The organism is Rummeliibacillus sp. G93, from assembly GCF_023515935.1.
In the GTDB taxonomy this organism is placed as follows: domain Bacteria; phylum Bacillota; class Bacilli; order Bacillales_A; family Planococcaceae; genus Rummeliibacillus; species Rummeliibacillus stabekisii.
Window position 1 is genome coordinate 2,265,539 of record NZ_CP097314.1, and the last position, 25,344, is coordinate 2,290,882.

18 protein-coding genes, 20 tRNA genes and 3 rRNA genes are annotated in these 25,344 nt (G+C 41.9%); 6 read left to right on the forward strand and 35 right to left on the reverse strand.

All coding sequences use genetic code 11. The annotated features are described in order from the left end of the window. Nucleotides 1-215: 215 nt before the first annotated feature. On the reverse strand, nucleotides 216-1,640 hold the full coding sequence (locus M2M59_RS11275; protein ID WP_184117446.1) for a UDP-N-acetylmuramoyl-L-alanyl-D-glutamate--2,6-diaminopimelate ligase: 1,425 nt from the start codon (nucleotides 1,638-1,640) through the stop codon (nucleotides 216-218). 107 nt (nucleotides 1,641-1,747) lie between these two features. Next, nucleotides 1,748-2,002 (reverse strand): GlsB/YeaQ/YmgE family stress response membrane protein, encoded by a 255-nt coding sequence (locus M2M59_RS11280; RefSeq protein WP_066789114.1) that lies wholly within the window; start codon nucleotides 2,000-2,002, stop codon nucleotides 1,748-1,750. A 208-nt stretch (nucleotides 2,003-2,210) separates the two neighbouring features. On the opposite strand from M2M59_RS11280, the gene yidD reads away from it, so the two are divergent. Then, nucleotides 2,211-2,444 carry a membrane protein insertion efficiency factor YidD gene (gene yidD / locus M2M59_RS11285; protein WP_066789117.1) on the forward strand — a complete coding sequence of 78 codons (234 nt, stop codon included), beginning with the start codon at nucleotides 2,211-2,213 and terminating at the stop codon, nucleotides 2,442-2,444. Between the two features lie 99 nt (nucleotides 2,445-2,543). Then, on the forward strand, nucleotides 2,544-3,503 hold the full coding sequence (locus tag M2M59_RS11290; RefSeq protein WP_249774621.1) for a metal ABC transporter solute-binding protein, Zn/Mn family: 960 nt from the start codon (nucleotides 2,544-2,546) through the stop codon (nucleotides 3,501-3,503). 42 nt (nucleotides 3,504-3,545) lie between these two features. Here M2M59_RS11290 and M2M59_RS11295 read toward each other — a convergent pair whose 3' ends face one another. Then, nucleotides 3,546-3,980, reverse strand: coding sequence for a Dps family protein (locus M2M59_RS11295; protein ID WP_066789125.1), 435 nt, complete (start codon nucleotides 3,978-3,980; stop codon nucleotides 3,546-3,548). A gap of 166 nt (nucleotides 3,981-4,146) precedes the next feature. Here M2M59_RS11295 and M2M59_RS11300 point away from each other — a divergent pair, with 166 nt between their 5' ends. After that, the gene (locus M2M59_RS11300; protein WP_147196096.1) at nucleotides 4,147-6,069 is read left to right on the forward strand and encodes an FUSC family protein; all 1,923 of its coding nucleotides are present in this window, start codon (nucleotides 4,147-4,149) and stop codon (nucleotides 6,067-6,069) included. Between the two features lie 31 nt (nucleotides 6,070-6,100). On the opposite strand, the gene M2M59_RS11305 is transcribed toward M2M59_RS11300, so the two are convergent. From M2M59_RS11305 to M2M59_RS11455, 31 genes are all read right to left on the reverse strand, one after another. Next, nucleotides 6,101-6,667, reverse strand: coding sequence for a manganese efflux pump MntP (locus tag M2M59_RS11305; RefSeq protein ID WP_066789131.1), 567 nt, complete (start codon nucleotides 6,665-6,667; stop codon nucleotides 6,101-6,103). A 114-nt stretch (nucleotides 6,668-6,781) separates the two neighbouring features. Next, nucleotides 6,782-8,218 carry an o-succinylbenzoate--CoA ligase gene (locus M2M59_RS11310; RefSeq protein ID WP_249774622.1) on the reverse strand — a complete coding sequence of 479 codons (1,437 nt, stop codon included), beginning with the start codon at nucleotides 8,216-8,218 and terminating at the stop codon, nucleotides 6,782-6,784. Between the two features lie 98 nt (nucleotides 8,219-8,316). Then, the gene (gene menB, locus M2M59_RS11315) at nucleotides 8,317-9,135 is read right to left on the reverse strand and encodes a 1,4-dihydroxy-2-naphthoyl-CoA synthase (protein WP_147196102.1); all 819 of its coding nucleotides are present in this window, start codon (nucleotides 9,133-9,135) and stop codon (nucleotides 8,317-8,319) included. Between the two features lie 12 nt (nucleotides 9,136-9,147). Beyond that, entirely contained in the window at nucleotides 9,148-9,972 is an 825-nt protein-coding gene (gene menH, locus M2M59_RS11320) for a 2-succinyl-6-hydroxy-2,4-cyclohexadiene-1-carboxylate synthase (RefSeq protein WP_147196104.1), read from the reverse strand. Then, on the reverse strand, nucleotides 9,960-11,687 hold the full coding sequence (menD, locus tag M2M59_RS11325; RefSeq protein ID WP_249774623.1) for a 2-succinyl-5-enolpyruvyl-6-hydroxy-3-cyclohexene-1-carboxylic-acid synthase: 1,728 nt from the start codon (nucleotides 11,685-11,687) through the stop codon (nucleotides 9,960-9,962). The genes menH and menD overlap by 13 nt, the downstream gene beginning before the upstream one ends. Beyond that, nucleotides 11,677-13,062: an isochorismate synthase gene (locus tag M2M59_RS11330; protein ID WP_249774624.1), complete on the reverse strand. Its 1,386-nt coding sequence runs from the start codon at nucleotides 13,060-13,062 to the stop codon at nucleotides 11,677-11,679. The genes menD and M2M59_RS11330 overlap by 11 nt, the downstream gene beginning before the upstream one ends. 155 nt (nucleotides 13,063-13,217) lie before the next feature. Beyond that, nucleotides 13,218-13,739, reverse strand: a complete 522-nt coding sequence (locus M2M59_RS11335; protein ID WP_249774625.1) for a TraR/DksA C4-type zinc finger protein — start codon at nucleotides 13,737-13,739, stop codon at nucleotides 13,218-13,220. A gap of 170 nt (nucleotides 13,740-13,909) precedes the next feature. After that, nucleotides 13,910-13,981 (reverse strand) — tRNA-Glu (locus M2M59_RS11340). A 7-nt stretch (nucleotides 13,982-13,988) separates the two neighbouring features. Continuing rightward, nucleotides 13,989-14,079, reverse strand: a tRNA-Ser gene (locus M2M59_RS11345). A 3-nt stretch (nucleotides 14,080-14,082) separates the two neighbouring features. Continuing rightward, nucleotides 14,083-14,159 (reverse strand) — tRNA-Asn (locus M2M59_RS11350). Nucleotides 14,160-14,167: 8 nt separating this feature from the next. Continuing rightward, nucleotides 14,168-14,244, reverse strand: a tRNA-Ile gene (locus M2M59_RS11355). 4 nt (nucleotides 14,245-14,248) lie between these two features. After that, a tRNA-Gly gene (locus tag M2M59_RS11360) sits at nucleotides 14,249-14,322 on the reverse strand. Between the two features lie 4 nt (nucleotides 14,323-14,326). Beyond that, a tRNA-Phe gene (locus M2M59_RS11365) sits at nucleotides 14,327-14,402 on the reverse strand. 19 nt (nucleotides 14,403-14,421) lie between these two features. Further along, a tRNA-Asp gene (locus tag M2M59_RS11370) sits at nucleotides 14,422-14,498 on the reverse strand. A 3-nt stretch (nucleotides 14,499-14,501) separates the two neighbouring features. Beyond that, nucleotides 14,502-14,578 (reverse strand) — tRNA-Met (locus M2M59_RS11375). A 27-nt stretch (nucleotides 14,579-14,605) separates the two neighbouring features. Beyond that, nucleotides 14,606-14,698 (reverse strand) — tRNA-Ser (locus M2M59_RS11380). Between the two features lie 10 nt (nucleotides 14,699-14,708). After that, nucleotides 14,709-14,785, reverse strand: a tRNA-Ile gene (locus tag M2M59_RS11385). 7 nt (nucleotides 14,786-14,792) lie between these two features. Continuing rightward, nucleotides 14,793-14,866, reverse strand: a tRNA-Met gene (locus M2M59_RS11390). 21 nt (nucleotides 14,867-14,887) lie between these two features. Further along, nucleotides 14,888-14,963, reverse strand: a tRNA-Ala gene (locus M2M59_RS11395). A gap of 16 nt (nucleotides 14,964-14,979) precedes the next feature. After that, a tRNA-Pro gene (locus M2M59_RS11400) sits at nucleotides 14,980-15,056 on the reverse strand. A 4-nt stretch (nucleotides 15,057-15,060) separates the two neighbouring features. Continuing rightward, nucleotides 15,061-15,137, reverse strand: a tRNA-Arg gene (locus M2M59_RS11405). A gap of 28 nt (nucleotides 15,138-15,165) precedes the next feature. After that, nucleotides 15,166-15,254, reverse strand: a tRNA-Leu gene (locus M2M59_RS11410). Between the two features lie 5 nt (nucleotides 15,255-15,259). Beyond that, nucleotides 15,260-15,334: transfer RNA gene (locus M2M59_RS11415), tRNA-Gly, on the reverse strand. Between the two features lie 36 nt (nucleotides 15,335-15,370). Continuing rightward, a tRNA-Leu gene (locus tag M2M59_RS11420) sits at nucleotides 15,371-15,455 on the reverse strand. A gap of 10 nt (nucleotides 15,456-15,465) precedes the next feature. Next, nucleotides 15,466-15,541: transfer RNA gene (locus M2M59_RS11425), tRNA-Lys, on the reverse strand. An 8-nt stretch (nucleotides 15,542-15,549) separates the two neighbouring features. Then, nucleotides 15,550-15,625 (reverse strand) — tRNA-Thr (locus M2M59_RS11430). A gap of 9 nt (nucleotides 15,626-15,634) precedes the next feature. Continuing rightward, nucleotides 15,635-15,710: transfer RNA gene (locus tag M2M59_RS11435), tRNA-Val, on the reverse strand. 8 nt (nucleotides 15,711-15,718) lie between these two features. Beyond that, nucleotides 15,719-15,834 (reverse strand): 5S ribosomal RNA (gene rrf, locus M2M59_RS11440). A gap of 127 nt (nucleotides 15,835-15,961) precedes the next feature. Beyond that, nucleotides 15,962-18,890, reverse strand: a 23S ribosomal RNA gene (locus M2M59_RS11445). Between the two features lie 192 nt (nucleotides 18,891-19,082). Beyond that, nucleotides 19,083-20,630, reverse strand: a 16S ribosomal RNA gene (locus M2M59_RS11450). Together the 16S, 23S and 5S rRNA genes with 20 tRNA genes alongside form the textbook arrangement of a ribosomal RNA operon. Nucleotides 20,631-20,869: 239 nt before the next feature. Beyond that, nucleotides 20,870-21,787: a DMT family transporter gene (locus M2M59_RS11455; RefSeq protein WP_147196462.1), complete on the reverse strand. Its 918-nt coding sequence runs from the start codon at nucleotides 21,785-21,787 to the stop codon at nucleotides 20,870-20,872. 121 nt (nucleotides 21,788-21,908) lie between these two features. On the opposite strand from M2M59_RS11455, the gene M2M59_RS11460 reads away from it, so the two are divergent. The 3 genes from M2M59_RS11460 (at nucleotide 21,909) to M2M59_RS11470 (ending at nucleotide 23,979) form a co-directional block, all read left to right on the forward strand. Continuing rightward, entirely contained in the window at nucleotides 21,909-22,640 is a 732-nt protein-coding gene (locus tag M2M59_RS11460; protein ID WP_066789149.1) for an MgtC/SapB family protein, read from the forward strand. A gap of 12 nt (nucleotides 22,641-22,652) precedes the next feature. Then, nucleotides 22,653-23,633 carry a cation diffusion facilitator family transporter gene (locus tag M2M59_RS11465; protein WP_150285130.1) on the forward strand — a complete coding sequence of 327 codons (981 nt, stop codon included), beginning with the start codon at nucleotides 22,653-22,655 and terminating at the stop codon, nucleotides 23,631-23,633. 94 nt (nucleotides 23,634-23,727) lie between these two features. After that, complete coding sequence (locus M2M59_RS11470) at nucleotides 23,728-23,979, forward strand: DUF378 domain-containing protein (RefSeq protein ID WP_066789153.1); 252 nt, start codon at nucleotides 23,728-23,730, stop codon at nucleotides 23,977-23,979. Between the two features lie 52 nt (nucleotides 23,980-24,031). Here the strand turns inward: M2M59_RS11470 and M2M59_RS11475 are convergent, their stop codons facing one another. Then, complete coding sequence (locus M2M59_RS11475) at nucleotides 24,032-25,276, reverse strand: Glu/Leu/Phe/Val family dehydrogenase (RefSeq protein ID WP_147196458.1); 1,245 nt, start codon at nucleotides 25,274-25,276, stop codon at nucleotides 24,032-24,034. Between the last annotated feature and the right edge of the window lie 68 nt (nucleotides 25,277-25,344).

A 25,344-nucleotide genomic window follows, 5' to 3' on the forward strand; every position in this document is an offset into this window, starting at 1 on the left:
ACAGCCCTTTTATTAGCCTTATTCGGTATATGCAGGATATGGAGAATGAGAACCTATTATGGGATAGTCATATTCGTCGTCTGCTGGTTTATTCTTTCTTTATTCAGATAAAAAGTGGTACCAAATAAAAAATATTTAAAACCCCACAACCGGCAATTGTGGGGCATTTATATGAAATCTCCAACAATTGGGGGAGATGTGTTTTGAGAGTACACTTATTGTTCAACAAGAAAATTTACAGTATCAATATCTGAACTCGTCGGCAATTCAAAGTCTTGCTGGTACATCTCAGCTCCCTTTCCAGTAATAAATACCCAATCATTTGCATCTGCTTCATCTATGGCTTTTTGTATTGCAAGGGTGCGGTCAGGAATAATCAGGCATCCATCATTCACTTGCTCTAATGCTTCTTTCATCTCTTCCTGGCTCAGATCATTTAAATCATCGAAGGTAAGAATTTGTACATCGCTATTACTTTTGGAGTTTTGGATCATGTCCTTACGTTTTGTTGTATCTCGATTTCCTCGGAAACCAAAGACATGGAATATACGGTTTGCCCCTTCTTCTTTCGCTGTCTCTAAACAATAATTGAAAGCATCTGCTGTATGTGCATAATCAACGACGATAGTGGTACCTTTTGGGTGGGTGATTTTTTCAAAGCGTCCTGGAACTCCTGAAAAGCTCTCCAGTGCTTGAATAATTTCTTGGGGAGGAATACCGATCTCACTTGCCGTTAAAAACGCTAGCGCAGCATTTAATATATTATGTTTGCCCTCAATTTTAAGGTGAAGTGTGTGAATAGAATTCTTTTGTAATGCGAAGGTTCCTTTTCGGGTTTGGATGGATGTAAGGTGAAGGTCATGATGGGGTTTATCCCCCATTGAATAGAATGTGGAATTATTCTTTAATAAACGGTTTGCTAATATCTCGCCATATCGATCTCCCCGATTAATGATTGCTCTGCCAGTAGGTTTCATTTGGTCAAATAAACGTGCTTTTACAGAAAAATAATCATCAATGGTTTTATGGAAATCTAAATGATCATGGTCTAAGTTTGTAAATAAACAATAATCAAATTCAACACCGGTAACACGATGCTGGGCAATTCCATGTGAAGAAACTTCCATCAAGATATATTCATCCCGGCTTGCATTTAATTGTTTATTCAGCTGTAGCGGGCATGGTGTGGTATTGGCAGAATTGCATACTTTGCCGTTGATTTCATTTTGTACAGTACCAAATAAAGCACATTTATTTCCTGTGCTCTCTAAGATATGCTTTAACATATAAGAGGTGGTAGTTTTACCATTTGTTCCGGTAATCCCAATCATTGTTTTCCTTTTTGATGGGTGATTATAAAAAGTACAAGCTAATTGGGCCAACGCTGAGCGTCCATTTTCTATTTGAAAATAAGGTACCGTAACATGGTCTAATTTTTTCTCCCCCACAACAGCTATGGCACCAGCTGCAATTGCATTGTCAATATATTGATGCCCATCCGTTTGGTATCCTTGTATAGCCACAAAGAGTTCATTTGGTAGAGTTTCTTTGGAATTCGTGGAAATCCCTTTAATCTCTATCTCCCCATGCTGTTCATCTATTTCGCAAGCCAGGCATGAGATTAGTTCCTTTAATTTCATTTTCTCACCTCTTAAAGCATTGCAACGAATTATGCTTATCATGGCCGTAACTCGGGCTTCTATACAAAATAAAAGCGCAAATCCAAAAGGATTTGCGCTTTTACCTGTTATTTTCTTCTCATTGCTTTCATAATTAGGCTGACAATAAAGATTAAAATGATTGCACCTAATAGAGCCGGAATAATATAGAAATCACTTACTTTTGGTCCCCATTCACCTAATAAGTTACCACCAATCCATGCACCAATAATACCAGCAATAATGTTACCGATAATACCGCCTGGAATATCTTTACCTAAGATTAGACCTGCTAACCAACCTAGGATACCTCCGATAATTAAAAACCAAATAAAACTTAACATGATATCAACTTCCTTTCTTTCTTTCTGTTTGTTCGGCTCTGCTTATATATTCCCCGATAGAATGAAATTAAACTCCTTTTTTAAAAATAGTTATATACCAAGCGCTTGCTTTTACTATTTTCTTAAAGGAAGATTACTATTTTTTTTAGAGCAGTTGCAGTAAAATAAAGTAGATTAATCAATAGATTATAAAGGAAGTTGACATATATTGAAAAAAATCCTCATACTGCCTATTCGCTTTTATCAAAAAGTGCTATCACCATTAAAGCCACCTAGCTGCCGTTTTTACCCTACTTGTTCTAACTACGGAATTGAAGCTATTGAAAAACATGGTGCATTTAAAGGTAGCTACTTGGCGATTCGACGGATATTACGTTGCCAACCATTTTGTGAAGGCGGCTATGATCCAGTGCCAGAAGAATGGCCTCCGAAAAAGAATTAATTTTCGGGGCTTTTTTTATTGTATTTTCTACAGATATCTTGTATAGTAGTTATTGTTTAAAAAACAAATCGTAATGATTACTATTTATGAGGTGCTATAATGAAAAAGTTTTATATAATTTTTTTAGTAACGGTCATAGCTTTATTTACAGCTGCTTGTGGAACGACTAAAAATAAACAAGACACGGCCAATAAAAAGACGCTTAATATTTACACAACTGTTTATCCACTTCAATATTTCGCAAAACGAATTGGTGGAAGCCATGTGAATGTTTCATCTATTTATCCACCTGGCTCAAATGAACATACATTCGAACCAACGCAGCGGGATATGATGAATTTAGCAGATGCAGATTATTTCTTTTACGTTGGTTTAGGACTTGAAGGATTCGTTGAAAAGTCAAAAAAATCTCTTCAAAATGAACAAGTCCAAATGGTTGAGACGGCCGCACAGGTATCAAAAGACAAACTTGCTGTCAGTACCGGCAAGGAAGAAGACGAACATGAAGGAAATCATGAAGACGGTCACGAGCATGGCCAGTATGACCCACATGTTTGGCTTTCGCCAGTTATCAGCCAAGATTTAGCAAAATCTATTAAGAATGCTTTAGTAAAAGCACAACCTAAGAACAAATCTGAATTTGAGACGAATTATGAATCACTTGTTAAAGATTTAAACAAGTTGAATAACGATTACAAAACAATGGCAAACAATGCAAAGCATAAAACATTCTTTGTCTCACATGCTGCTTTTGGCTATATTGCAGGCACATATGGATTGAATCAAGTAGCCATCGCTGGTCTTAACTCCCAGGATGAACCATCACAAAAAACACTGGCTCATATTGTGGACCAAGCAAAAGAGGACAATGTACGCTACATTTTATTCGAGCAAAATGTTTCTTCAAACCTTGCTAAAGTCATTCAGAACGATATCGGAGCACAACCTCTAACACTCCACAATTTAAGTGTACTGACAAAAGAGGATATTCAACATAAAGAAGATTACTTTACATTAATGCAACGTAACATAGACACATTTAAAAAAGCGCTGAATTAATAAAAGATGGCCTCATCCAAAATTGGATGGGCCATCTTTATTTTATCCTAAGAATGCATTTAACATCCATACATGCTTTTCTAAGCTTTGATAAATGGAGTTAAGTAAATCCTCTGTCATATCATCATTTTCATTAGATGCTTCTGTCATACCAGCTTTCAAACTTTCCATAACCAGATTAAAATCTTTAATCAGTGTATCCACCATTTGTTCAGCTGTTTCGCTGCCTTGAGCTTCTTGGACATTCGAAATCTCTAGATGCTCTTTCATAGTTGCTACTGGTTTGCCACCTAGAGATAAAATACGTTCAGCAATATTATCCAGATGTTCTGCTGCTTCGTTGTATAGCTCTTCAAACTTGGCATGCAATGTGAAGAATGTTGGTCCTTTTACATACCAATGATAATTGTGAAGCTTTGTATATAACACTGACCATTGAGATACCAATTGATTTAATTGTTGTTGTAAATTAGACATAACGTACACTCTCCTAATATTAATTTCTTCTCGCGTTTAGTATTCCTTCTCTTTGAACAAATTAAACATATGAATTGTTCGTCTTAACTAATTTAAATTTGATATACTAAAGTAAGTGATAACTTTTTTATTACGAATTCAACAACATAGAGGTGTAATGTAATATATGTTTCGATCTCATTTAATCCAATGGGTAAAAGGAGCATTTGCCATAAACAAGACACCATTTCCACTGTCTCGGGCGCTATGTGCCGGCATTTGCTCTGCAACTCCAACTTTAATAGGCATTTTATTTAACCATTTTTCATACGGACTAATGGCCTCGATTGGCGGCTTTGCTTACTTGTATGTATGGAATGAACCTTATCTTCAACGAGCGAAGAAAATTTTCCTTGTTGCAGCCAGCTTTTCTGTACTTATGATGTTAGGTGTATTGACGTCCTCTTCGACTATATTGTTTTCTTTATTAATAGGCCTTGTAGGAGCATTAGTGACTTTCATATTTGGTGCACTAAAAATACCTGGCCCTGCATCTATATTCTTCGTGATGATATTTTCAATGTCTTCTGCAACACACCCTGATCCCCATCTTGCATGGCTATACGGTGGCCTTGTAATGTTAGGCGGCATTTTTTCTTGGATAGTCGCTATGATTGGCTGGTTCTGGCATCCATATGGCCCAGAAACCAAAGCAGTCCATGCAGTTTATACAGAAATTGCAAGATTAATCGACAAAGTGGGCACAGATCAATTCGATTTAGCTTGTGAAAAAACGGTTCAGATCTTAAATAATGCAGATACCGTTTTATTAGCCGGCTATTCTCCTTGGCACAGCTCTCTTAGTTACAAGCGACTTTATCTGCTAAACAATCAAGCCAACCTCATTTTCTCAGATATTCTGGAACTTGTTGCAGATGGCTATACAAAACTCCCTAAAGAAGTCGGGCAGTCTGTCAAAGCTCTTGCTGACTTGATTGATAATCCCTCCTCTGGTGTAAAAACAATTTTACAACCTAAAGAAACGACTCAAAAGATCAGCGCTTTATTGTCAAAAATATATGATGCTGATGCTATTTTGAATAAGACTTTAAAAAATATAAATGCTGAATTAAACATATCTAAGCCTTCTGCATTTAAATCGCTGAGCCATGCATTGGACAAGGATTCCATTGTCTTTACCAATTCGATAAAATACGGCTTTGTCTTAATCATTGCTGCATTAATTGCATTCTCATTTGACTTTCAACGTTCATATTGGATTCCTGCTTCCTGTGCAGCTGTTATGATGGGCTCTACCATTATAAGTACTTTTCACCGAGCCATCCAACGATCACTTGGTACAATCTTAGGTGTATTGATTGCATCCGTTATTCTCTACAATCAGCCAACAGGTATCTTAGTGGCATTGTGCAGTCTTGTCTTTAGCTTTTTTACAGAATTATTTATCGTGAAAAACTATGCGTTCGCGGTTATATTTTTAACGCCAAACTCCATTTTAATTGCAGAGAATACAACACAGATTAATAATCTTTCTTTCTTTGCAACTACACGCGTGACAGACATTATTATTGGAGCGATTATTGGGTTAATAGGCGTGCTCCTAATCGGCAGACGAACTGCTTCAAGCAGACTGCCAAATATTATTGCCAAAACGATTCGTAGTCAATCAGAGCTACTGTTTAATTTATTTTCAGCTCAAACACAATACTCAGCAACAGACCGTACCAATAAAATGAGCAAGATGCAAATAAATATGACAAATCTTCGGACAGTCTACACGACTGCATTAGGAGAATTACCTAGCAATAAGACTTTAGATTTCTTATGGCCAGCTATCGCTTCGTTGGAGCAGCTCAGCTTCCATTTAAGCTCACTGAACCAGACATCCCAATCGGTCGTGTTAGAGGAAGAAAACTTATCAAAATTGCTCTATCTATTTGAATCCATGGCTAAAAACATGGAGCAACAGCAAATCACAGCAAAAAACAATGTACCTTTAATTAAGGGCTACGGCAAAATAAAAAAAGAAATTTTAAACCTTCAAGATGCACTCAATCTTTATCAAACTAGAGTCACAAATCAAACATAAAAAGCCTTCCGGATTGGAAGGCTTTTTGCCATTATATAAACAATTCAAAAATACCGATAAAAATAAGTAGTACACCTGAAAGGATAGTAGCCTTTCTGCCAATGACCGTCTTCGATATGCGCAAGCCAAATTCTCCGCCAATCGAAAAAGCCACAACAGAAAAAAAGCCGATGGATAAAACTGTCCAAATTGCCGAAATTCCATTGGCCCCTATCGCAATTCCCGTAGCCAAACAATTGATAGATAGTATAAGCCCAAGCAATGCAGCCTCTTTGAATGATATTATATTATTTTGATCTTTATCTATTTTATCCAGGTTGAAATCTTTTTTGGTTTTCAACAAATCATCAACAATCATATAAATACCTATCCCTGCCAATAAGAAGCTCCCAATCATATCTGCAAGATGAGGCGATAAATAATGGGCTATGGCACTCCCAATCTTGACGGAAATATACGTAACGGCCATAGATATGAAGGCAATGGTTACATTAGAAAGCAAGGGAATTCTCGTTTTTTTTATGCCATATGCCAGTCCTATCCCTAAATTATCTAAATTAGCCGCAATGCCAATCAATATAATCGTTATCCAGTGCATCTCATTCTCCTTCGCATAGATAGGTATTGCCTATTTTATGCGATAAGACAGAAAGGAATTGGGCTGAGAAAAAGCTATAAAACACTTCCTTATAAAGAAAGTGTTTTATTCACATCATATAAGCTTTGGCAATTCTCTCCTCAACAGCTTGTTCGCCCCATTGCGCGGTAAGTCCTTGACAATAAATATCCGCTTCGGCACTTTATAGCCCGCTAAATGTTCTTTACAGTAGTTTAGCAGTTCTTTTTCGTCTATATTCCCTTTGGTAACGACAAAGCCATAAGGCACTTGACCCCATTTTTCATCCTCAACACCGCAGACACCCGCTTCTCTAACAGCAGGATGCGAGATTAATGCATTTTCAATTTCAGCTGGGTATATATTTTCCCCGCCTGAAATAATTAAATCCGCACGACGATCAACAACAAATAGGTAGCCTTCATCATCCAAGTAGCCAATATCACCGCTATGTAGCCACCCTTCTTGTAAGGCAGATTTTTCTTTAAATCGACCAATATAACCTGGTGTGACATGAGGTCCCCGAATCAGTATTTCGCCTTCCTCGAAAGGCTCATTTGCACCGTCAATCGAAATTTGGTTAAAGAACAGCGGCTTCCCGGCTGACCCAATTTTCCGCATAGCATCTTCACTGGAAAGAGTAGTGGTTTGTGAGGCTGTTTCTGTCATCCCATACGTTTGGGCAATCTCAATTCCAAGCTCCGCTGCTCGCTCCAAATAATCAATCGGTACTGGTCCTCCGCCCGCAAGCATCGTTTGAAAGCGTTCAGAAGCCCTCTCCCCACGATTTTCTAATTCTTCGATAATCCTTGCAAGTGTTACTGAAACAACAGACATACGCGTCACAGAGCCTTCTACTAATTGATCAGCTACCTTCTTAGCATCAAATTTTGTATAAAGCACAAGTTCCACACCATGTAATATGCATTTACAAAACATTGAAAATCCGCTGATATGGAATAGCGGTACTGTACACAGCCACGCTTCCTCTTTTAATAGCCCCGTATTATAAAGCGATGACGTAGCGCTGGAAAGATGATTTCCTACCGTCTGACGCACACCTTTCGGAAAGCCTGTTGTACCTGAGGTATACATAATAGTCATCGTATCAGACTCATTCCATTCACTAGAAGGACTAAACCCCTTCCCTTCAGAAGCAAAAATATCTGTGAAAGCGTAGATTCTTGTATCACTAGAAGGCAGCTTATCAACCAAACTATCCTCCGTTAATATAGCTGATACTCTTGCATCCTCTATCTGATAGGCCAGCTCCGTTTTGCTTAAGCGTAAGTTTAACATGACCATTTCACATTGTAAGTGCATGCATCCGCCTATCATGAAGATTAAATCAGCTGTAGAAGAAGCATAGAGGGCAACTCGGTCTCCACGCATGATGCCAAGGGACACTAATTGTTTTGCAATGAGGAGAGATTGTTCATTTAACTCTTGATATGTCCATGATTTGTCTTGAAAACGCAATGCTATACGATTTGGCGTCAAGCTTGCGCGTTGGATGATCCAATTTGGAACCATGATTTCATTCACCTTCTCCGTTCTATTATTTTTATTTTACCACAGAAAAAAAGAGTCAACGTTTACGTTGACTCCTTAGAAAATGAGTACTCTTCGGTTTATGGGAAACGTGGGAATTGACCAAAGTCCGGCTTGCGTTTTTCTTTGAACGCATCACGGCCTTCTTTCGCTTCGTCCGTTGTATAATAAAGCAATGTTGCATCTCCGCCGAATTGTTGTAATCCTGCTAAACCATCTGTATCAGCATTGAATGATGCTTTTAGGAAACGTAGTGCAGTTGGAGATTTTTCAAGCATCTCTTCGCACCATTGTACAGTTTCATCTTCTAAGCGTTCGTATGGTACGACGGTATTGACTAGCCCCATATCCAACGCTTCTTGTGCATTGTATTGGCGGCATAGGTACCAAATTTCGCGTGCTTTTTTATGACCAATGATACGTGCCAAATAGCCAGCACCATAACCAGCATCGAATGAACCTACTTTTGGACCAGTTTGTCCAAAGATAGCATTGTCAGCAGCGATTGTTAGATCACATACGATATGTAGTACATGTCCACCACCGATAGCAAATCCTGCAACCATAGCAACAACCGGTTTTGGAATCTTGCGGATTAATGTTTGAAGATCAAGCACGTTTAAACGTGGAATGTTGTCATCGCCAACATAGCCGCCATTGCCGCGTACTTTTTGGTCTCCACCTGAGCAGAATGCTTTTTCGCCTTCGCCAGTCAAAATAATTGCGCCGATTTTAGCGTCGTCGCGCGCACGTGTAAATGCATCAATCATTTCCGTTACTGTTTTCGGACGGAAGGCATTGCGCACTTCTGGACGATTGATTGTTATTTTTGCGATGCCATTATAAGATTCATATTTGATATCTTCGTAGACATGTTCTGTTACCCATTCACGAGTCATTAATGAGTCCTCCTATTCGTCTTCTAAATGTTCCTTTATTATTGTAGCAAAGATTTGAGGATTTTCCACATGTATTGCATGGCCAACTGCTGGCACAATATGATGCTCGCAAATTGGAAACTCTTCTTTCATCTCTATTGCTTTTTGAATAAATTTTCGATCGAGTTCTCCAGTCAGCATGACAACAGGTTTTTGAAAATGTTTAAGCTCATGCCAATAGGACGACTGCTTACCCGTCCCCATTCCTCTCAAGCTATTGGCAAGTCCAACAGGTGATTGGTTTAGCCTTTCATCTCTTACTTGCTGTTTAATATCAGCTGGCAAATGTTTTTGTGATTCAAATAAAGGAATGGTCTCCCAATAATTCACAAATGCTTCTACGCCATCTTTTTCAATACGCTCTGCCAACTGCCGATCATTTTTTATCCGGGTTCTACGTTCTTCTTCGGTCTTTAAACCTGGAGAGGCACTTTCTAAAACTAGCTTTTTCACTTTATCAGGATACCTGATGGCAAAAGCTAGTGCCACTCTACCTCCCATGGAGTAACCAACCAATGTACACGTATAGATTCGGCGGGCTTCGAAGAATTCACGCAGCAACTCCACTTGTTCATCCATCGAGTAGGCCTCTACGCTATAAGGAGAATCCGTTAAACCATGGCCCATTAAATCAATTGAAATCATACGATACTTTTTGGATATCCATTGTTCAGTGGATTCCCAAGTCTTTGTGCTGCCTGTAAAGCCATGGAGAAAAACTATGGTCGTTTTTGCTTCTGGATTAACCACTTGATAATGGATATTCTGGCCACGAATACTTGTCATTACACTTGCCATTTCTTGTCTAACTCCTTGCCAATTGCATCCCAAAGATTACGATGTGCTTCTAAATTCTGCGCACGATTGGTGAACACTTCTATAATTCGTAACGCTTTAGCTTTCGGCCGTTGCACTACTTTCTTAAGTTCTTCCTTTGTATGGACAGGTTCGTACTCTGCATCATACATTTTTGCCAAATCAGCAAATTGAAGTCCTGAAGGTGTGCCAAATAGTTCCTCATAATGTTGTTCAACTGTCGATTGCGATAAATAAGAGAAGATGCCACCACCATCATTATTCATAATGACAATCGTTATATCACAAGCTTGATATCGTGTAGCAATTAATCCATTGCTATCATGTAGAAACGCTAAATCGCCTATTAACAAATACGTATCCCGCTTTGTTGCCAATTGCGTACCTATTGCCGTGGATACAACCCCATCAATGCCATTTGCTCCTCGGTTAGCGTAAATATGAATATCACGCGAGGTTTTCAAAAAGAAAGTATCGACATCTCGTATCGGCATGCTGCTACTTGCAAATAAATTACTTCCATCTGGCAATGACTGGAATAAAACAGCTGCCATTGCCCCTTCATCAGTCTCTTCTAGCTTGTATGTTTCAACTTTAGCTTCTGCAGCTTCATTTGATTGTGTCCACAGATTTACATAAGCTGAATCTATATTTGCTGGATTGATGATAAGATCATTTAGCCACTGATCGATAGATGCCTGAATATGCATGGTTGAGAGAGAAAGCGAATCACGAAACATCGGATCTTCATCTACTACCAAATAGGTACTTGGCTCACAATACGTTAAAAATTGCATTAATGGTTTAGAAACAGGCTGAGCGCCGAAGCGGATCACTGTATCTGCTGCTGCCATCTGTTTAAATGCATCATTTTTCAGCAATGCATCGTATTGATCAATAATATAAGCCTCGCAGTCTTCTGGCACATTCGCTCGCAATTGGGATAGACTATCAGCGAGAACAGGCCATTTTAGCCGGCGAACCAATTGCCACATATAGGTAATATCTGTGCGACCTGATAATTCCCCAACAATAATAAACCCTTTTTTCGCTTGTTCAATGACTGTTTCAAACAAATTCATTGCATGCTCAGTTGGCTTCAATTGAGAGGATATGCTCTCTGTAAAGGAGGCTACTGGCAAATGTTCCGGAAAATCAATCAATAATGGCTCTCTAAACGGCACATTGACATGAACTGGTCCATATGGATGCGTGCTTGCAATAGCCACCGCACGAGCGATATGGCGCTCAATAAACGGCAATGTCTGTTGTGAGTCATCTGGTATTGGAAAATCAACTGCCCATTTTACTTGATCTCCATAAAGATGAGTTTGTGCAATCGCTTGGGGTGCTCCTACTTCACGTAACTCATGAGGGCGATCTGCCGTTAATACAATTAAAGGCACACGTGCTATTTTAGCTTCTACAATCGCTGGGAAATAGTTTGCTGCTGCCGTACCCGATGTACATACAAGGACAACAGGTTTTGTACTAGCCTTGGCAAGTCCCAATGCAAGAAAAGCAGCTGACCGCTCATCCACTTGTCGATATAGCGTAAATTCTTTACTGTTGGCAAATGCATAAGCAAGTGGCGTAGAACGAGAGCCAGGGCTCACTACAACATCTTTTATGCCGGTAGCATGCAATGCACTCACAAGTTTATATACATAGTTATTTAAAATCTCTTTATTCGTCATCTAATTGACCCCCTAAAGCGCGAACCATTGGGCGGAATTTTACAAGTGTCTCTTCATACTCACTTTGTGGCGTTGAATCAGCTACAATGCCTCCGCCCGCATATAAAAAGGCTTTATTCGAATTTAATAATGCTGATCGTATTGCAACCGCAAATTCACCATTATTTCGATCATCCAGCCAACCAATTGGTGCTGCATATAAACCTCTGTTCATCGGTTCATATTGGCGTATCACTTCCATAGCGCGCATTCGCGGCACACCGCCTAAAGCAGGAGTCGGATGCAAGGTTTTCGCCAATTGCAAAATCGTAGCTCCATTCTTTAAATGTCCCTCAACAGGTGTAAATAAGTGTTGGATATCCCGGATTTTTAATAGTTCAGGTTGGCTAGGGATTGAATAAGAAGAACAATTATCCTTAAATGTCTTGCCGATCATATCCACTACGTATTGATGCTCTGAACGGTTCTTCGCATCATTGTATAATTCAAGCCCTAAACGTTCATCTTCATCGCTTGATCTCCCACGTTTAATAGAACCCGCTATACATGATGAATATGCGTAAGCATCTTGCACTTTTACTAAACGTTCAGGAGAGGCGCCAAAAAAGAAATGGTTTTTATATTCTAAGCCAAACAGATAGCTATTTTGTTGTTCATTCATTAGCTGTGCAAGTACATTTGCTGAAGCAACTGGCTCTTGAAATTTCAAAACATGTGAACGCGCAATGACTACCTTGTCCGCTTCTTTCTTTTGAATAAGATTTGTTACTTGTTCAATCGATGTAAGGTAAGCAGCTTTATTGGGCTCTGTACTTTCAACCACTATTGGTTTAGCGTATTCCACTTTCTCAAATGTGTAGCTTGCACGGAGAAGTTCATCTCTTTTTTTGCAAAGCTTCTGAAACAGTCCTGCTTCTTCCCGTTCTGCTATATAGTTTGTGCTAATATAGCTGTGTCCGTTACGGATAATTAACTGGTAGGTAGCAGCTGCGAAAAATGCTTCTGGCACATCATCCCACTCGCCTGACTGTGTGTTGGCAGGATCAAATGTAAAACCTCCGAATAATACGGGTCTTACATTCTCCTCATTTGTGAGTACATGCTGCGTGAGCTTCTTCCATTGCTGGTCGACCTCTTCAAAACGTCCCTCATTTAATCCGCTTTCGATTATATGTGCATGGCCTAAGCCAACTAACGTAAAAGTTTGATCAGGATTTTGCCAGAAAAAACGTTGTCCAGTAAATTCTTCTTCACCCGCATGAAAAAAGGCTAATGCAGACAAAGAGCTAACTTCGATTGTTTCTGAGAAAAACTGCAGTGTTGTTTTTTCTGTATCCTTTTGGTCGCCGATTGTTGACGACAACTGATGATTCATGAAAATTACCTCCGTCAGTAGATCATTTATCTACTAAGTACATACTTCTATATATTCTATCATACAACTTTCATTAATTTTCGGCACTTATTTGCTTTTTTAATGACTAATCATGGAATTTGGACAAAACAAAAAGACTGCGTAAATGCAGTCTTTTATAAATCTGTATCATAAATTCCATCAGATTCGCTTCCTTTATCAGATGGTGAATCTGATGAGCCATATTCTTCGACAACCAGAAAGCTATCTTCGCCGTCAACACGGTAATCCTTCAAATTGCTCGGATGTGAAGTATTCCCTGTCAGAACTCCTTCTTCAACTGAACGTTCCGTTGTATCTAGTGTATCCTCCGCATGCTCTATGCAAGTCAAAGTTCTAGGCATTGCTTCTAAGCGTTCGTAAGGAATTTCTTTACCACACACTACACAGGTACCATACGTACCAGCCTCCATGGCCCGAAGCGCTTCTTTAATTTCTTCTTTTTGAAAGTCATGGAATTTATCCATTGCAAGCTCTGTTGCTTGGTCTGTCAGATCTGTCGCCTGATCAGCAGGATGGTTATCATAGTTAGAGAGCTCCGTTGATTCAAAAACCCTGTCATTATCAGGCCTTTCTTCAATACGTTTCAGCTCATCCAATAATTCATTCTTTAAATGTTGTAATTGTTGTTCGTTCATATACTTAGCCTCCCATTCTTTCTTATTTATTCCCCAAAAACAACTTTTCAAAGCCATTTTTCGATTTTTAAGAAAAGAAAAAAGATGAGATGGAAATTCTCGAAATATTGAACGGATTAACATAAAAATAAAAAAGTCTTTAGAACATAAACTGTTCTAAAGACTTAGTATGACCCCTACGGGATTCGAACCCGTGTTACCGCCGTGAAAGGGCGGTGTCTTAACCGCTTGACCAAGGGGCCAATTGTATGGCGGAGAAGGAGGGATTTGAACCCTCGCGCCGGTTGCCCGACCTACACCCTTAGCAGGGGCGCCTCTTCAGCCACTTGAGTACTTCCCCACATGGCTCCGAAGGCAGGACTCGAACCTGCGACCCTCTGATTAACAGTCAGATGCTGCTACCAACTGAGCTACTTCGGAATAATAAATGGTGGGCCTAAATGGACTCGAACCATCGACCTCACGCTTATCAGGCGTGCGCTCTAACCAGCTGAGCTATAGGCCCATTTTGGAGCGGGTGAGGAGAATCGAACTCCCGACAACAGCTTGGAAGGCTGTGGTTTTACCACTAAACTACACCCGCATCATGGTGGGTCGGGACAGAATCGAACTGCCGACACTTAGAGCTTCAATCTAATGCTCTACCAACTGAGCTACCGACCCATAATGCTTTTGAAAAAAATGGCGGTCCGGACGGGACTCGAACCCGCGACCTCCTGCGTGACAGGCAGGCATTCTAACCAGCTGAACTACCGGACCATTTGGTTGCGGGGGCAGGATTTGAACCTGCGACCTTCGGGTTATGAGCCCGACGAGCTACCGAACTGCTCCACCCCGCGATAATGTTATATATTATTTTGTGATAATGGAGGAGGAAGAGGGATTCGAACCCCCGCGCGGTTTGACCCGCCTGTCGGTTTTCAAGACCGATCCCTTCAGCCAGACTTGGGTATTCCTCCGATATTTAAATGGTGGACCTTGCAGGACTCGAACCTGCGACCGGACGGTTATGAGCCGTCTGCTCTAACCAACTGAGCTAAAGGTCCTTTAATATGGCGGCCGAGGGGATCGAACCCCCGACCTTACGGGTATGAACCGTACGCTCTAGCCAGCTGAGCTAGGCCGCCATGATATTATATTTTAAAATTTGGTGGAGCCTAGCGGGATCGAACCGCTGACCTCCTGCGTGCAAGGCAGGCGCTCTCCCAGCTGAGCTAAGGCCCCAAATTAATTTTTTTAATGGTCGGGAAGACAGGATTCGAACCTGCGACCCCTTGGTCCCAAACCAAGTGCTCTACCAAGCTGAGCTACTTCCCGGAAATGGTGCGCCCAGCAGAAGTCGAATCCACAACCTTCTGATCCGTAGTCAGACGCTCTATCCAGTTGAGCTATGGGCGCATATGTAAATTTCTCTAATTTATAAAAATGGTGCCGAGGACCGGAATCGAACCGGTACGGTAGTCACCTACCGCAGGATTTTAAGTCCTGTGCGTCTGCCAGTTCCGCCACCCCGGCATATTTGGAGCGGAAGACGGGGTTCGAACCCGCGACCCCCACCTTGGCAAGGTGATGTTCTACCACTGAACTACTTCCGCATATGCTGTGTTAATCTGGCAATATTTAATTTAAAATGGTGCGGGTGAAGGGAGTCGAACCCCCACGCCTTGCGGCGCTAGATCCTAAGTCTAGTGCGTCTGCCAATTCCGCCACACCCGCGTGATTAAAATGGTGAGTCATGTAGGATTCGAACCTACGACCCTCTGATTAAAAGTCAGATGCTCTACCAACTGAGCTAATGACTCATTTTAAGTGGTGCCGGCGAAAGGAGTCGAACCCTCGACCTACTGATTACAAGTCAGTTGCTCTACCAACTGAGCTACACCGGCGAATAAATATGGTGGAGGATGACGGGATCGAACCGCCGACCCTCTGCTTGTAAGGCAGATGCTCTCCCAGCTGAGCTAATCCTCCATATTACAGCCTAGCAACGTCCTACTCTCACAGGGGGAAGCCCCCAACTACCATCGGCGCTAAAGAGCTTAACTTCCGTGTTCGGCATGGGAACGGGTGTGACCTCTTTGCCATCATTACTAGACCTATTATTTATTTAAGGACAAGAATTATTATACCATGTTTTCTAGAAAAGTCAACAACTTTTTTTAAAAAACTATTTCTTGTTCTCTCAAAACTGGATAAACGTAAATTGAAGGTTCTTAAGAAATTTGGTTAAGTCCTCGATCGATTAGTATTCGTCAGCTCCATGTGTCGCCACACTTCCACCTCGAACCTATCTACCTCATCGTCTTTGAGGGATCTTACTTACTTGCGTAATGGGAAATCTCATCTTGAGGGGGGCTTCATGCTTAGATGCTTTCAGCACTTATCCCGTCCACACATAGCTACCCAGCGATGCTCTTGGCAGAACAACTGGTACACCAGCGGTGTGTCCATCCCGGTCCTCTCGTACTAAGGACAGCTCCTCTCAAATTTCCTACGCCCACGACGGATAGGGACCGAACTGTCTCACGACGTTCTGAACCCAGCTCGCGTACCGCTTTAATGGGCGAACAGCCCAACCCTTGGGACCGACTACAGCCCCAGGATGCGATGAGCCGACATCGAGGTGCCAAACCTCCCCGTCGATGTGGACTCTTGGGGGAGATAAGCCTGTTATCCCCGGGGTAGCTTTTATCCGTTGAGCGATGGCCCTTCCATGCGGAACCACCGGATCACTAAGCCCGTCTTTCGACCCTGCTCGACTTGTAGGTCTCGCAGTCAAGCTCCCTTGTGCCTTTACACTCTACGAATGATTTCCAACCATTCTGAGGGAACCTTTGGGCGCCTCCGTTACTCTTTAGGAGGCGACCGCCCCAGTCAAACTGTCCGCCTGACACTGTCTCCTACCCCGATCAGGGGTACGGGTTAGAATTTCAATACAGCTGGGGTAGTATCCCAAGGACGCCTCCACCGAAGCTGGCGCTCCGGTTTCAATGGCTCCTACCTATCCTGTACAAGCTGTACCAAAATTCAATATCAGGCTACAGTAAAGCTCCACGGGGTCTTTCCGTCCTGTCGCGGGTAACCTGCATCTTCACAGGTACTATAATTTCACCGAGTCTCTCGTTGAGACAGTGCCCAGATCGTTACGCCTTTCGTGCGGGTCGGAACTTACCCGACAAGGAATTTCGCTACCTTAGGACCGTTATAGTTACGGCCGCCGTTTACTGGGGCTTCGGTTCTCACCTTCGCTTGCGCTAAGCAATCCCCTTAACCTTCCAGCACCGGGCAGGCGTCAGCCCCTATACGTCACCTTACGGTTTTGCAGAGACCTGTGTTTTTGCTAAACAGTCGCCTGGGCCTATTCACTGCGGCTCTCTCGGGCTTGCACCCTACTAGAGCACCCCTTCTCCCGAAGTTACGGGGTCATTTTGCCGAGTTCCTTAACGAGAGTTCTCTCGCTCACCTTAGGATTCTCTCCTCGACTACCTGTGTCGGTTTGCGGTACGGGCACCTCCTGCCTCGCTAGAGGCTTTTCTTGGCAGTGTGAAATCAGGAACTTCGCTCTAAAGAGCTCGCCATCACAGCTCAACGTTATAGAGAGCGGATTTGCCTACTCTCACGCCTTACTGCTTGGACGCACATAACCAACAGTGCGCTTACCCTATCCTACTGCGTCCCCCCATTACTCAAATGGCAGGGAGGTGGTACAGGAATATCAACCTGTTATCCATCGCCTACGCCTGTCGGCCTCGGCTTAGGTCCCGACTAACCCTGAGAGGACGAGCCTTCCTCAGGAAACCTTAGTCATTCGGTGGATGGGATTCTCACCCATCTTTCGCTACTCATACCGGCATTCTCACTTCTAAGCGCTCCACCAGTCCTTCCGGTCTGACTTCACAGCACTTAGAACGCTCTCCTACCACAGACATCGTAGATGTCTATCCACAGCTTCGGTGAATTGTTTAGCCCCGATACATTTTCGGCGCAGCGTCACTCGACCAGTGAGCTATTACGCACTCTTTAAATGGTGGCTGCTTCTGAGCCAACATCCTGGTTGTCTAAGCAACGTCACATCCTTTTCCACTTAACAATTACTTTGGGACCTTAGCTGGTGGTCTGGGCTGTTTCCCTTTTGACTACGGATCTTATCACTCGCAGTCTGACTCCCGTGTATAAATCACTGGCATTCGGAGTTTGTCTGAATTCGGTAATCCGGGATGGACCCCTAGTCCAAACAGTGCTCTACCTCCAGGATTCTTCATCACGAGGCTAGCCCTAAAGCTATTTCGGAGAGAACCAGCTATCTCCAGGTTCGATTGGAATTTCTCCGCTACCCACACCTCATCCCCGCACTTTTCAACGTGCGTGGGTTCGGGCCTCCAGTAAGTGTTACCTTACCTTCACCCTGGACATGGGTAGATCACCTAGTTTCGGGTCTACGACCACATACTTATTCGCCCTATTCAGACTCGCTTTCGCTGCGGCTCCGTCTCTTCAACTTAACCTTGCATGTAATCGTAACTCGCCGGTTCATTCTACAAAAGGCACGCTATCACCCATTAACGGGCTCTAACTACTTGTAGGCACATGGTTTCAGGATCTCTTTCACTCCCCTTCCGGGGTGCTTTTCACCTTTCCCTCACGGTACTGGTTCACTATCGGTCACTAGAGAGTATTTAGCCTTGGGAGATGGTCCTCCCAGATTCCGACGGAATTTCACGTGTTCCGCCGTACTCAGGATCCACTCAAGAGAGAATGCACTTTTGACTACAGGACTGTTACCTGCTATGGTGGGTCTTTCCAAACCGCTTCGCCTAACGCATTCCTTTGTAACTCCGTATAGAGTGTCCTACAACCCCAAGAGGCAAGCCTCTTGGTTTGGGCTCTTCCCATTTCGCTCGCCGCTACTAAGGGAATCGAATTTTCTTTCTCTTCCTTCAGGTACTTAGATGTTTCAGTTCCCTGAGTCTGCCATCAAGACGCTATGAATTCACGTCAAGATTCTACCCCATTACGGATAGAGGGTTTCCCCATTCGGAAATCTCCGGATCAAAGCTTACTTACAGCTCCCCGAAGCATATCGGTGTTAGTGCCGTCCTTCATCGGCTTCTAGTGCCAAGGCATCCGCCATGCGCCCTTAATAACTTAACCGTTGGCTTATAAAAGCCTTTAAGTTATTAAGCCTAAAAAATTTAAAACTTAATAAATGTGTTACTTAAGAATTTCTTCAATGTCGTTTTATCCAGTTTTCAAAGAACAAGGTTTTGAGAGTATGAACCCTCAAAACTGAACAGCAAGATGTTAATCCTACAGACGAAGTCTGTATTCCGTTAAATTCCTTAGAAAGGAGGTGATCCAGCCACACCTTCCGATACGGCTACCTTGTTACGACTTCACCCCAATCATCTATCCCACCTTCGGCGGCTGGCCCCAAAAGGTTACCTCACCGACTTCGGGTGTTACAAACTCTCGTGGTGTGACGGGCGGTGTGTACAAGGCCCGGGAACGTATTCACCGCGGCATGCTGATCCGCGATTACTAGCGATTCCGGCTTCATGTAGGCGAGTTGCAGCCTACAATCCGAACTGAGAACGGTTTTATGAGATTAGCTTGCTCTCGCGAGTTTGCGACTCTTTGTACCGTCCATTGTAGCACGTGTGTAGCCCAGGTCATAAGGGGCATGATGATTTGACGTCATCCCCACCTTCCTCCGGTTTGTCACCGGCAGTCACCTTAGAGTGCCCAACTAAATGATGGCAACTAAGATCAAGGGTTGCGCTCGTTGCGGGACTTAACCCAACATCTCACGACACGAGCTGACGACAACCATGCACCACCTGTCACCAATGTCCCCGAAGGGAAAACTCTATCTCTAGAGTGGTCACTGGGATGTCAAGACCTGGTAAGGTTCTTCGCGTTGCTTCGAATTAAACCACATGCTCCACCGCTTGTGCGGGCCCCCGTCAATTCCTTTGAGTTTCAACCTTGCGGTCGTACTCCCCAGGCGGAGTGCTTAATGCGTTAGCTGCAGCACTAAGGGGCGGAAACCCCCTAACACTTAGCACTCATCGTTTACGGCGTGGACTACCAGGGTATCTAATCCTGTTTGCTCCCCACGCTTTCGCGCCTCAGTGTCAGTTACAGACCAGACAGTCGCCTTCGCCACTGGTGTTCCTCCAAATCTCTACGCATTTCACCGCTACACTTGGAATTCCACTATCCTCTTCTGCACTCAAGTTCCCCAGTTTCCAATGACCGCTCGCGGTTGAGCCGCGAGATTTCACATCAGACTTAAGAAACCACCTGCGCGCGCTTTACGCCCAATAAATCCGGACAACGCTTGCCACCTACGTATTACCGCGGCTGCTGGCACGTAGTTAGCCGTGGCTTTCTAATAAGGTACCGTCAAGGTACGTTCATTTCCTAACGTACTTGTTCTTCCCTTACAACAGAGTTTTACGATCCGAAAACCTTCATCACTCACGCGGCGTTGCTCCATCAGACTTTCGTCCATTGTGGAAGATTCCCTACTGCTGCCTCCCGTAGGAGTTTGGGCCGTGTCTCAGTCCCAATGTGGCCGATCACCCTCTCAGGTCGGCTATGCATCGTCGCCTTGGTAGGCCGTTACCCCACCAACTAGCTAATGCACCGCGGGCCCATCCTGCAGTGGCGCGAAAGCGCCTTTCAACATTTCACCATGAAGTAAAATGGATTATCCGGTATTAGCTCCGGTTTCCCGAAGTTATCCCAGTCTGCAGGGCAGGTTGCCCACGTGTTACTCACCCGTCCGCCGCTAAATCAGAGGAGCAAGCTCCTCGTCATTCGCTCGACTTGCATGTATTAGGCACGCCGCCAGCGTTCGTCCTGAGCCAGGATCAAACTCTCCATAAAAGTGTTTGATTGCTCAAAATTTCACTAGCGCATCATCTTTACGATGATGTCTTTAAAACTAACAGTTGTTAGTAAGTTTAAATGATTAACATCTTGCTTGTTCAGTTTTCAAGGTTCATCTCGCTATCAACTTAGCGACTTTAATATCTTATCATTATCGCAAGATCTAGTCAACTACTTTTTTAAAATACTTATTTTTCAAAAGTGGCGAACGTCTTAACGACATTACTTACTATAACTTATTTCTTTTCAGTAATCAATAGTTTTTTTGAAATAATTTTCTTCACCTTTGAAATATCTATTACAAACAATGTAATACCGAGAATAACAATGATTCCTCCTAAAACCTGTGTAGCTGTCAAGCTTTCTTTGAAAACAAAGTAGGCAAGGATAGATGCACCAACTGGCTCAAATAAGATTGCAATTGAAATAGCATTTGCAGAAACCCATTTCAGTGCCCAGTTAAACAGATTATGCCCTAGTAAGTTCGGGACAATTGCTAGCATTAAGAACCAAAACCATGTCATAGCTGAATAATGACCAAATGACTCTCCTCTTATTAAATTATAAAATAACAGCGTTACAGCACTTGTTGTATAAACAAGTATAGTATAAGTAGTCAGCGAAACTCTTTTGCGTACTTCTTGGCCAAATAACATGTATCCTGTAACCAAAGCACAAGCAATAAGTGCCAATAGGTCACCATAAAAGGCCAGTCCACCTACTTTAAAGTCTCCCCAGCTAATAAGGACGCTGCCTATGATGGCAATAAGTCCAGCAATCACTGTTTTAAGATAAATAGGTTCCTTAAAGAAAATAAAAGTGCCAGCTATAGCAAACAATGGCTGTAAAGTAACAAGCACCGTGGAACTAGCTACCGATGTATAGCGTAACGAATCAAACCATAGGATAAAATGGAAGGCTAAAAACACACCAGCGATGATCGAAAAAAGCCAATCTCGTTTTTGAATAGTTTTAAGTTCGTGTAAATTGCGTATTAAAAAAGCAGGAGCCATTAACAAGACAGAGAAAAGCATTCTATAAAAAGCAATAATCCCTGAATCTGCTTCAATTAATTTTACCATGATCGCAGAAGTAGCTACGGAAATAACTCCAATCATTATTGCGATTAATGGACGTACTGTTTCTTTGTTCAAATGACTCATCCCCAAGCTGTTATACTAAGAAGTATTACTCTCTTTGTAATTATACAATATCTATTATTCTTACATTAATCTACTATATTCACAAGGTATTTTTGGAAAGGCGGAGACTATCATGTATTCTTATTCACTCGTTGAGCAATCTCTCTCCTATGAGACGATTATTAAATTAATTATTGCCGCTACATTAAGTTTAGGAATAGGCATTGAAAGGGAATTGAAAAAAAAACCTGTTGGATTAAAAACCAGCTTAGTGATATCAACGTTTAGTTGTTTGCTGACTGTCGTTTCCATTGAGGCCGTTTTTAATACAAGGCCAGTACCAGGCGTCAATATTAATATGGATCCATTACGGCTTGCAGCACAAATCGTGAGCGGTATTGGTTTTTTAGGGGCAGGTGTTATTTTACGTAAAGGCAACGACAATATAAGCGGGCTTACAACCGCAGCCATGATATGGGGGGCAGCTGGGATTGGTATCGCCGTTGGGGCTGGTTTCTATTTGCAAGCTATTATTGCAGTCGTAATTGTTTTAATTGGCGTGGAGGGTATTGCTCCCCTCTTCTTTAAAATAGGACCAAAACGGCTTCGTGCTAAAGATATTTTTATCACGCTATACTTAAGAGATGCACAAAATATAAAAGATGTTTTACAATATTTAAAAGACGGTGAGATGGAGATAGATCATCTTTGTATAAAGGATGTACGATTGTCCAATAATGAATTACAGCATCAAGTAACATTACGCTGTTCTAGCATATCTAAAAAACTTGATACCCTTTCGTTATACAGCGACATAAAAAAACTTCCTTATACAGAAGAAGTAGAAATTGAAATACTGTCTTAAAGGAGTTCTTTGATGAAAGATTTATGGAAACTTTTAAAGCACGGGAATAAACCTTCCCTACTCGCAGCATTTGTGAATTTGTTCTTAGGCATCATCAAATTAATTGCTTATGTGTTCACAGGAAACGTAGCTATGTTTGCAGAAACGATGCATTCCTTGGGCGATGCAGCTAACCAATTCTTTGTTTTTATCGGCTCTGCCCTATCTAAAAAATCGCCAACTAAGCAATTCCCAAAAGGCTTTGGACGATTGGTCAATCTTGTATGTTTAGGTGCTGTCCTTATCGTCGGCATATTGTCATATGAGACAGTAATAGAAGGCTGGCACCAAATCACCCATCCCGTCGAATCCTCAAAAGTTTGGATTAGTGTGATTGTGTTATTGATTGGTATCGTGTTGGAAGGATCAGTTCTTTTAAAAGCATCTAAGGAAATTGCCCATGATGCAGGTACAAAAGTAAATGCTATGACAGCTATCCCAAAAGCTTTTACACACCTTTCAAGTGCAAGACCAGCAACAAAGTTAGTGTTTATGGAGGATTTAGTCGCTACATCTGGCGGAGTTCTCGCTCTTTTATCTGTTGTAATATCCCATACTACAGGGTTTATGCAAGCGGAAGGTATCGCTTCCATCCTCATCGGCTTGATGATGTTCTATGTAGTGGGTGTTGTATTCCTTGAAAACGCGCGTGGAGTCATCGGTGAAACAGATGAGGAAATGTTAAACCATATCGCTTATCTTGTATTAGATGATCCAAATATAAGAGATATTAAACAGTTAGAAGTAGTAAAAGAAGGAGAATCACTTCATGTTGAATTGATCGCTGAGGTGGATCCTACTTTAAGCTTTGCATATGTGGATGATATACGAGATCATTTAGTTGATATACTGTTATCGCAAAAAAATGTCTCAAAAGTAACTGTCTCATTTGACGAAGATAATGAAGTGAAAGACTGGAAGCATATTGGAGAACGGCCTGATGCTCTAAGCTAAGAATGCGAGAAGAACTTTTCTTCTCGTATTTTTTTGTTTTAAATGTGAATTATTTCATGCTTAATGCAACAAACTAGTAGTGGAGGTGAACAGAATGAGCGGATTACAAAAATTTGCACTTCTAGTGACAGTTATTGGTGCTCTTAATTGGGGACTAATCGGTATTTTCCAATTTGATGTAGTAGCAACACTATTTGGCGCAGGACAACAAAGCTTTGGTGCACGAGCAATTTATACTCTTGTGGCGATTGCTGGGCTTATTAGTTTAAGTATGTTCTTTGTTTCAGAAAGACGAAACTATCGTGTTGTAAAAAAAGACAATGTACGCCCAATCAGAAACATGTAAATTTGCAATATAAAAAGGAGAACATATAATGAATGTTCTCCTTTTGTTATATTTATACCCAGCCTCTGAAACGTGAAGCCTCTGCAGTTTTTCGCACACCTACCATATATGCAGCCAAACGCATGTCAATATTGCGTGTTTCTGCAACACTATAGACATTATCAAATGCTTCAACCATTTTCTTAAGCAATTTTTCATTTACTTCTTCTTCTGACCAGTAGTAACCTTGATTGTTTTGTACCCATTCAAAGTAAGATACTGTTACGCCACCAGCACTAGCCAATACATCTGGAACTAATAAGATGCCGCGGTCATAAAGAATTTTTGTTGCTTCTGTTGTTGTAGGACCATTTGCTGCTTCTACAACAATTTTAGCTTGGATATTATGCGCATTGTCAGCAGTGATTTGGTTCTCAATAGCTGCAGGCACAAGGATATCACAATCTAATTCAAGCAATTCTTGGTTTGTTATTGTATTTTCAAATAAAGTTGTAACTGTACCAAAGCTATCACGGCGATCCAATAGATAATCAATATCTAAACCTTCTGGATCATGTAAAGCACCGTATGCATCTGAAATAGCAATTACCTTTGCACCTAAGTCACTCATAAATTTAGCTAAGAAGCTACCTGCGTTACCGAAACCTTGAATTACAACACGGGCGCCTTTAATATCGATGTTTTTGCGTTTTGCAGCTTCTTCGATAACAATTGTTACGCCTTGAGCTGTTGCACGGTCACGGCCTTGCGAACCGCCAAGAACAATTGGTTTTCCTGTGATAAAGCCAGGTGAATTAAATTCATCCATACGGCTATATTCATCCATCATCCATGCCATGATTTGTGAGTTGGTAAATACATCCGGAGCCGGAATATCTTTTGTCGGTCCAACGATTTGGCTCGTCGCACGAACATAGCCACGGCTTAAACGTTCTACTTCTCCCATAGACATTTGGCGTGGATCACAGATAACTCCGCCTTTACCACCACCATAAGGTAGATCAACAATACCTGCTTTTAAAGTCATCCACATAGATAAAGCTTTGACTTCTTCCTCTGAAACTTGAGGATGGAAGCGAACACCGCCTTTTGTTGGTCCCACGGCATCGTTATGTTGCGCACGATAGCCAGTAAATACTTTAACAGAACCATCATCCATTTTTACGGGGATACGTACTTCAAGCATACGAAGCGGTTCTTTTAAAAGTTCGTACATTGATTCGTCGTATCCTAATTTTTGAAGTGCTTCTTGGATCACTGCTTGTGTAGATGTAAACAGGTTAAGATTTTCAGCCATTTTGTTTTTTTCGCCTCTTTTATTCATAATAATGGTTAGTGTAGTTCTAGGTGCAAACATTGTAACAT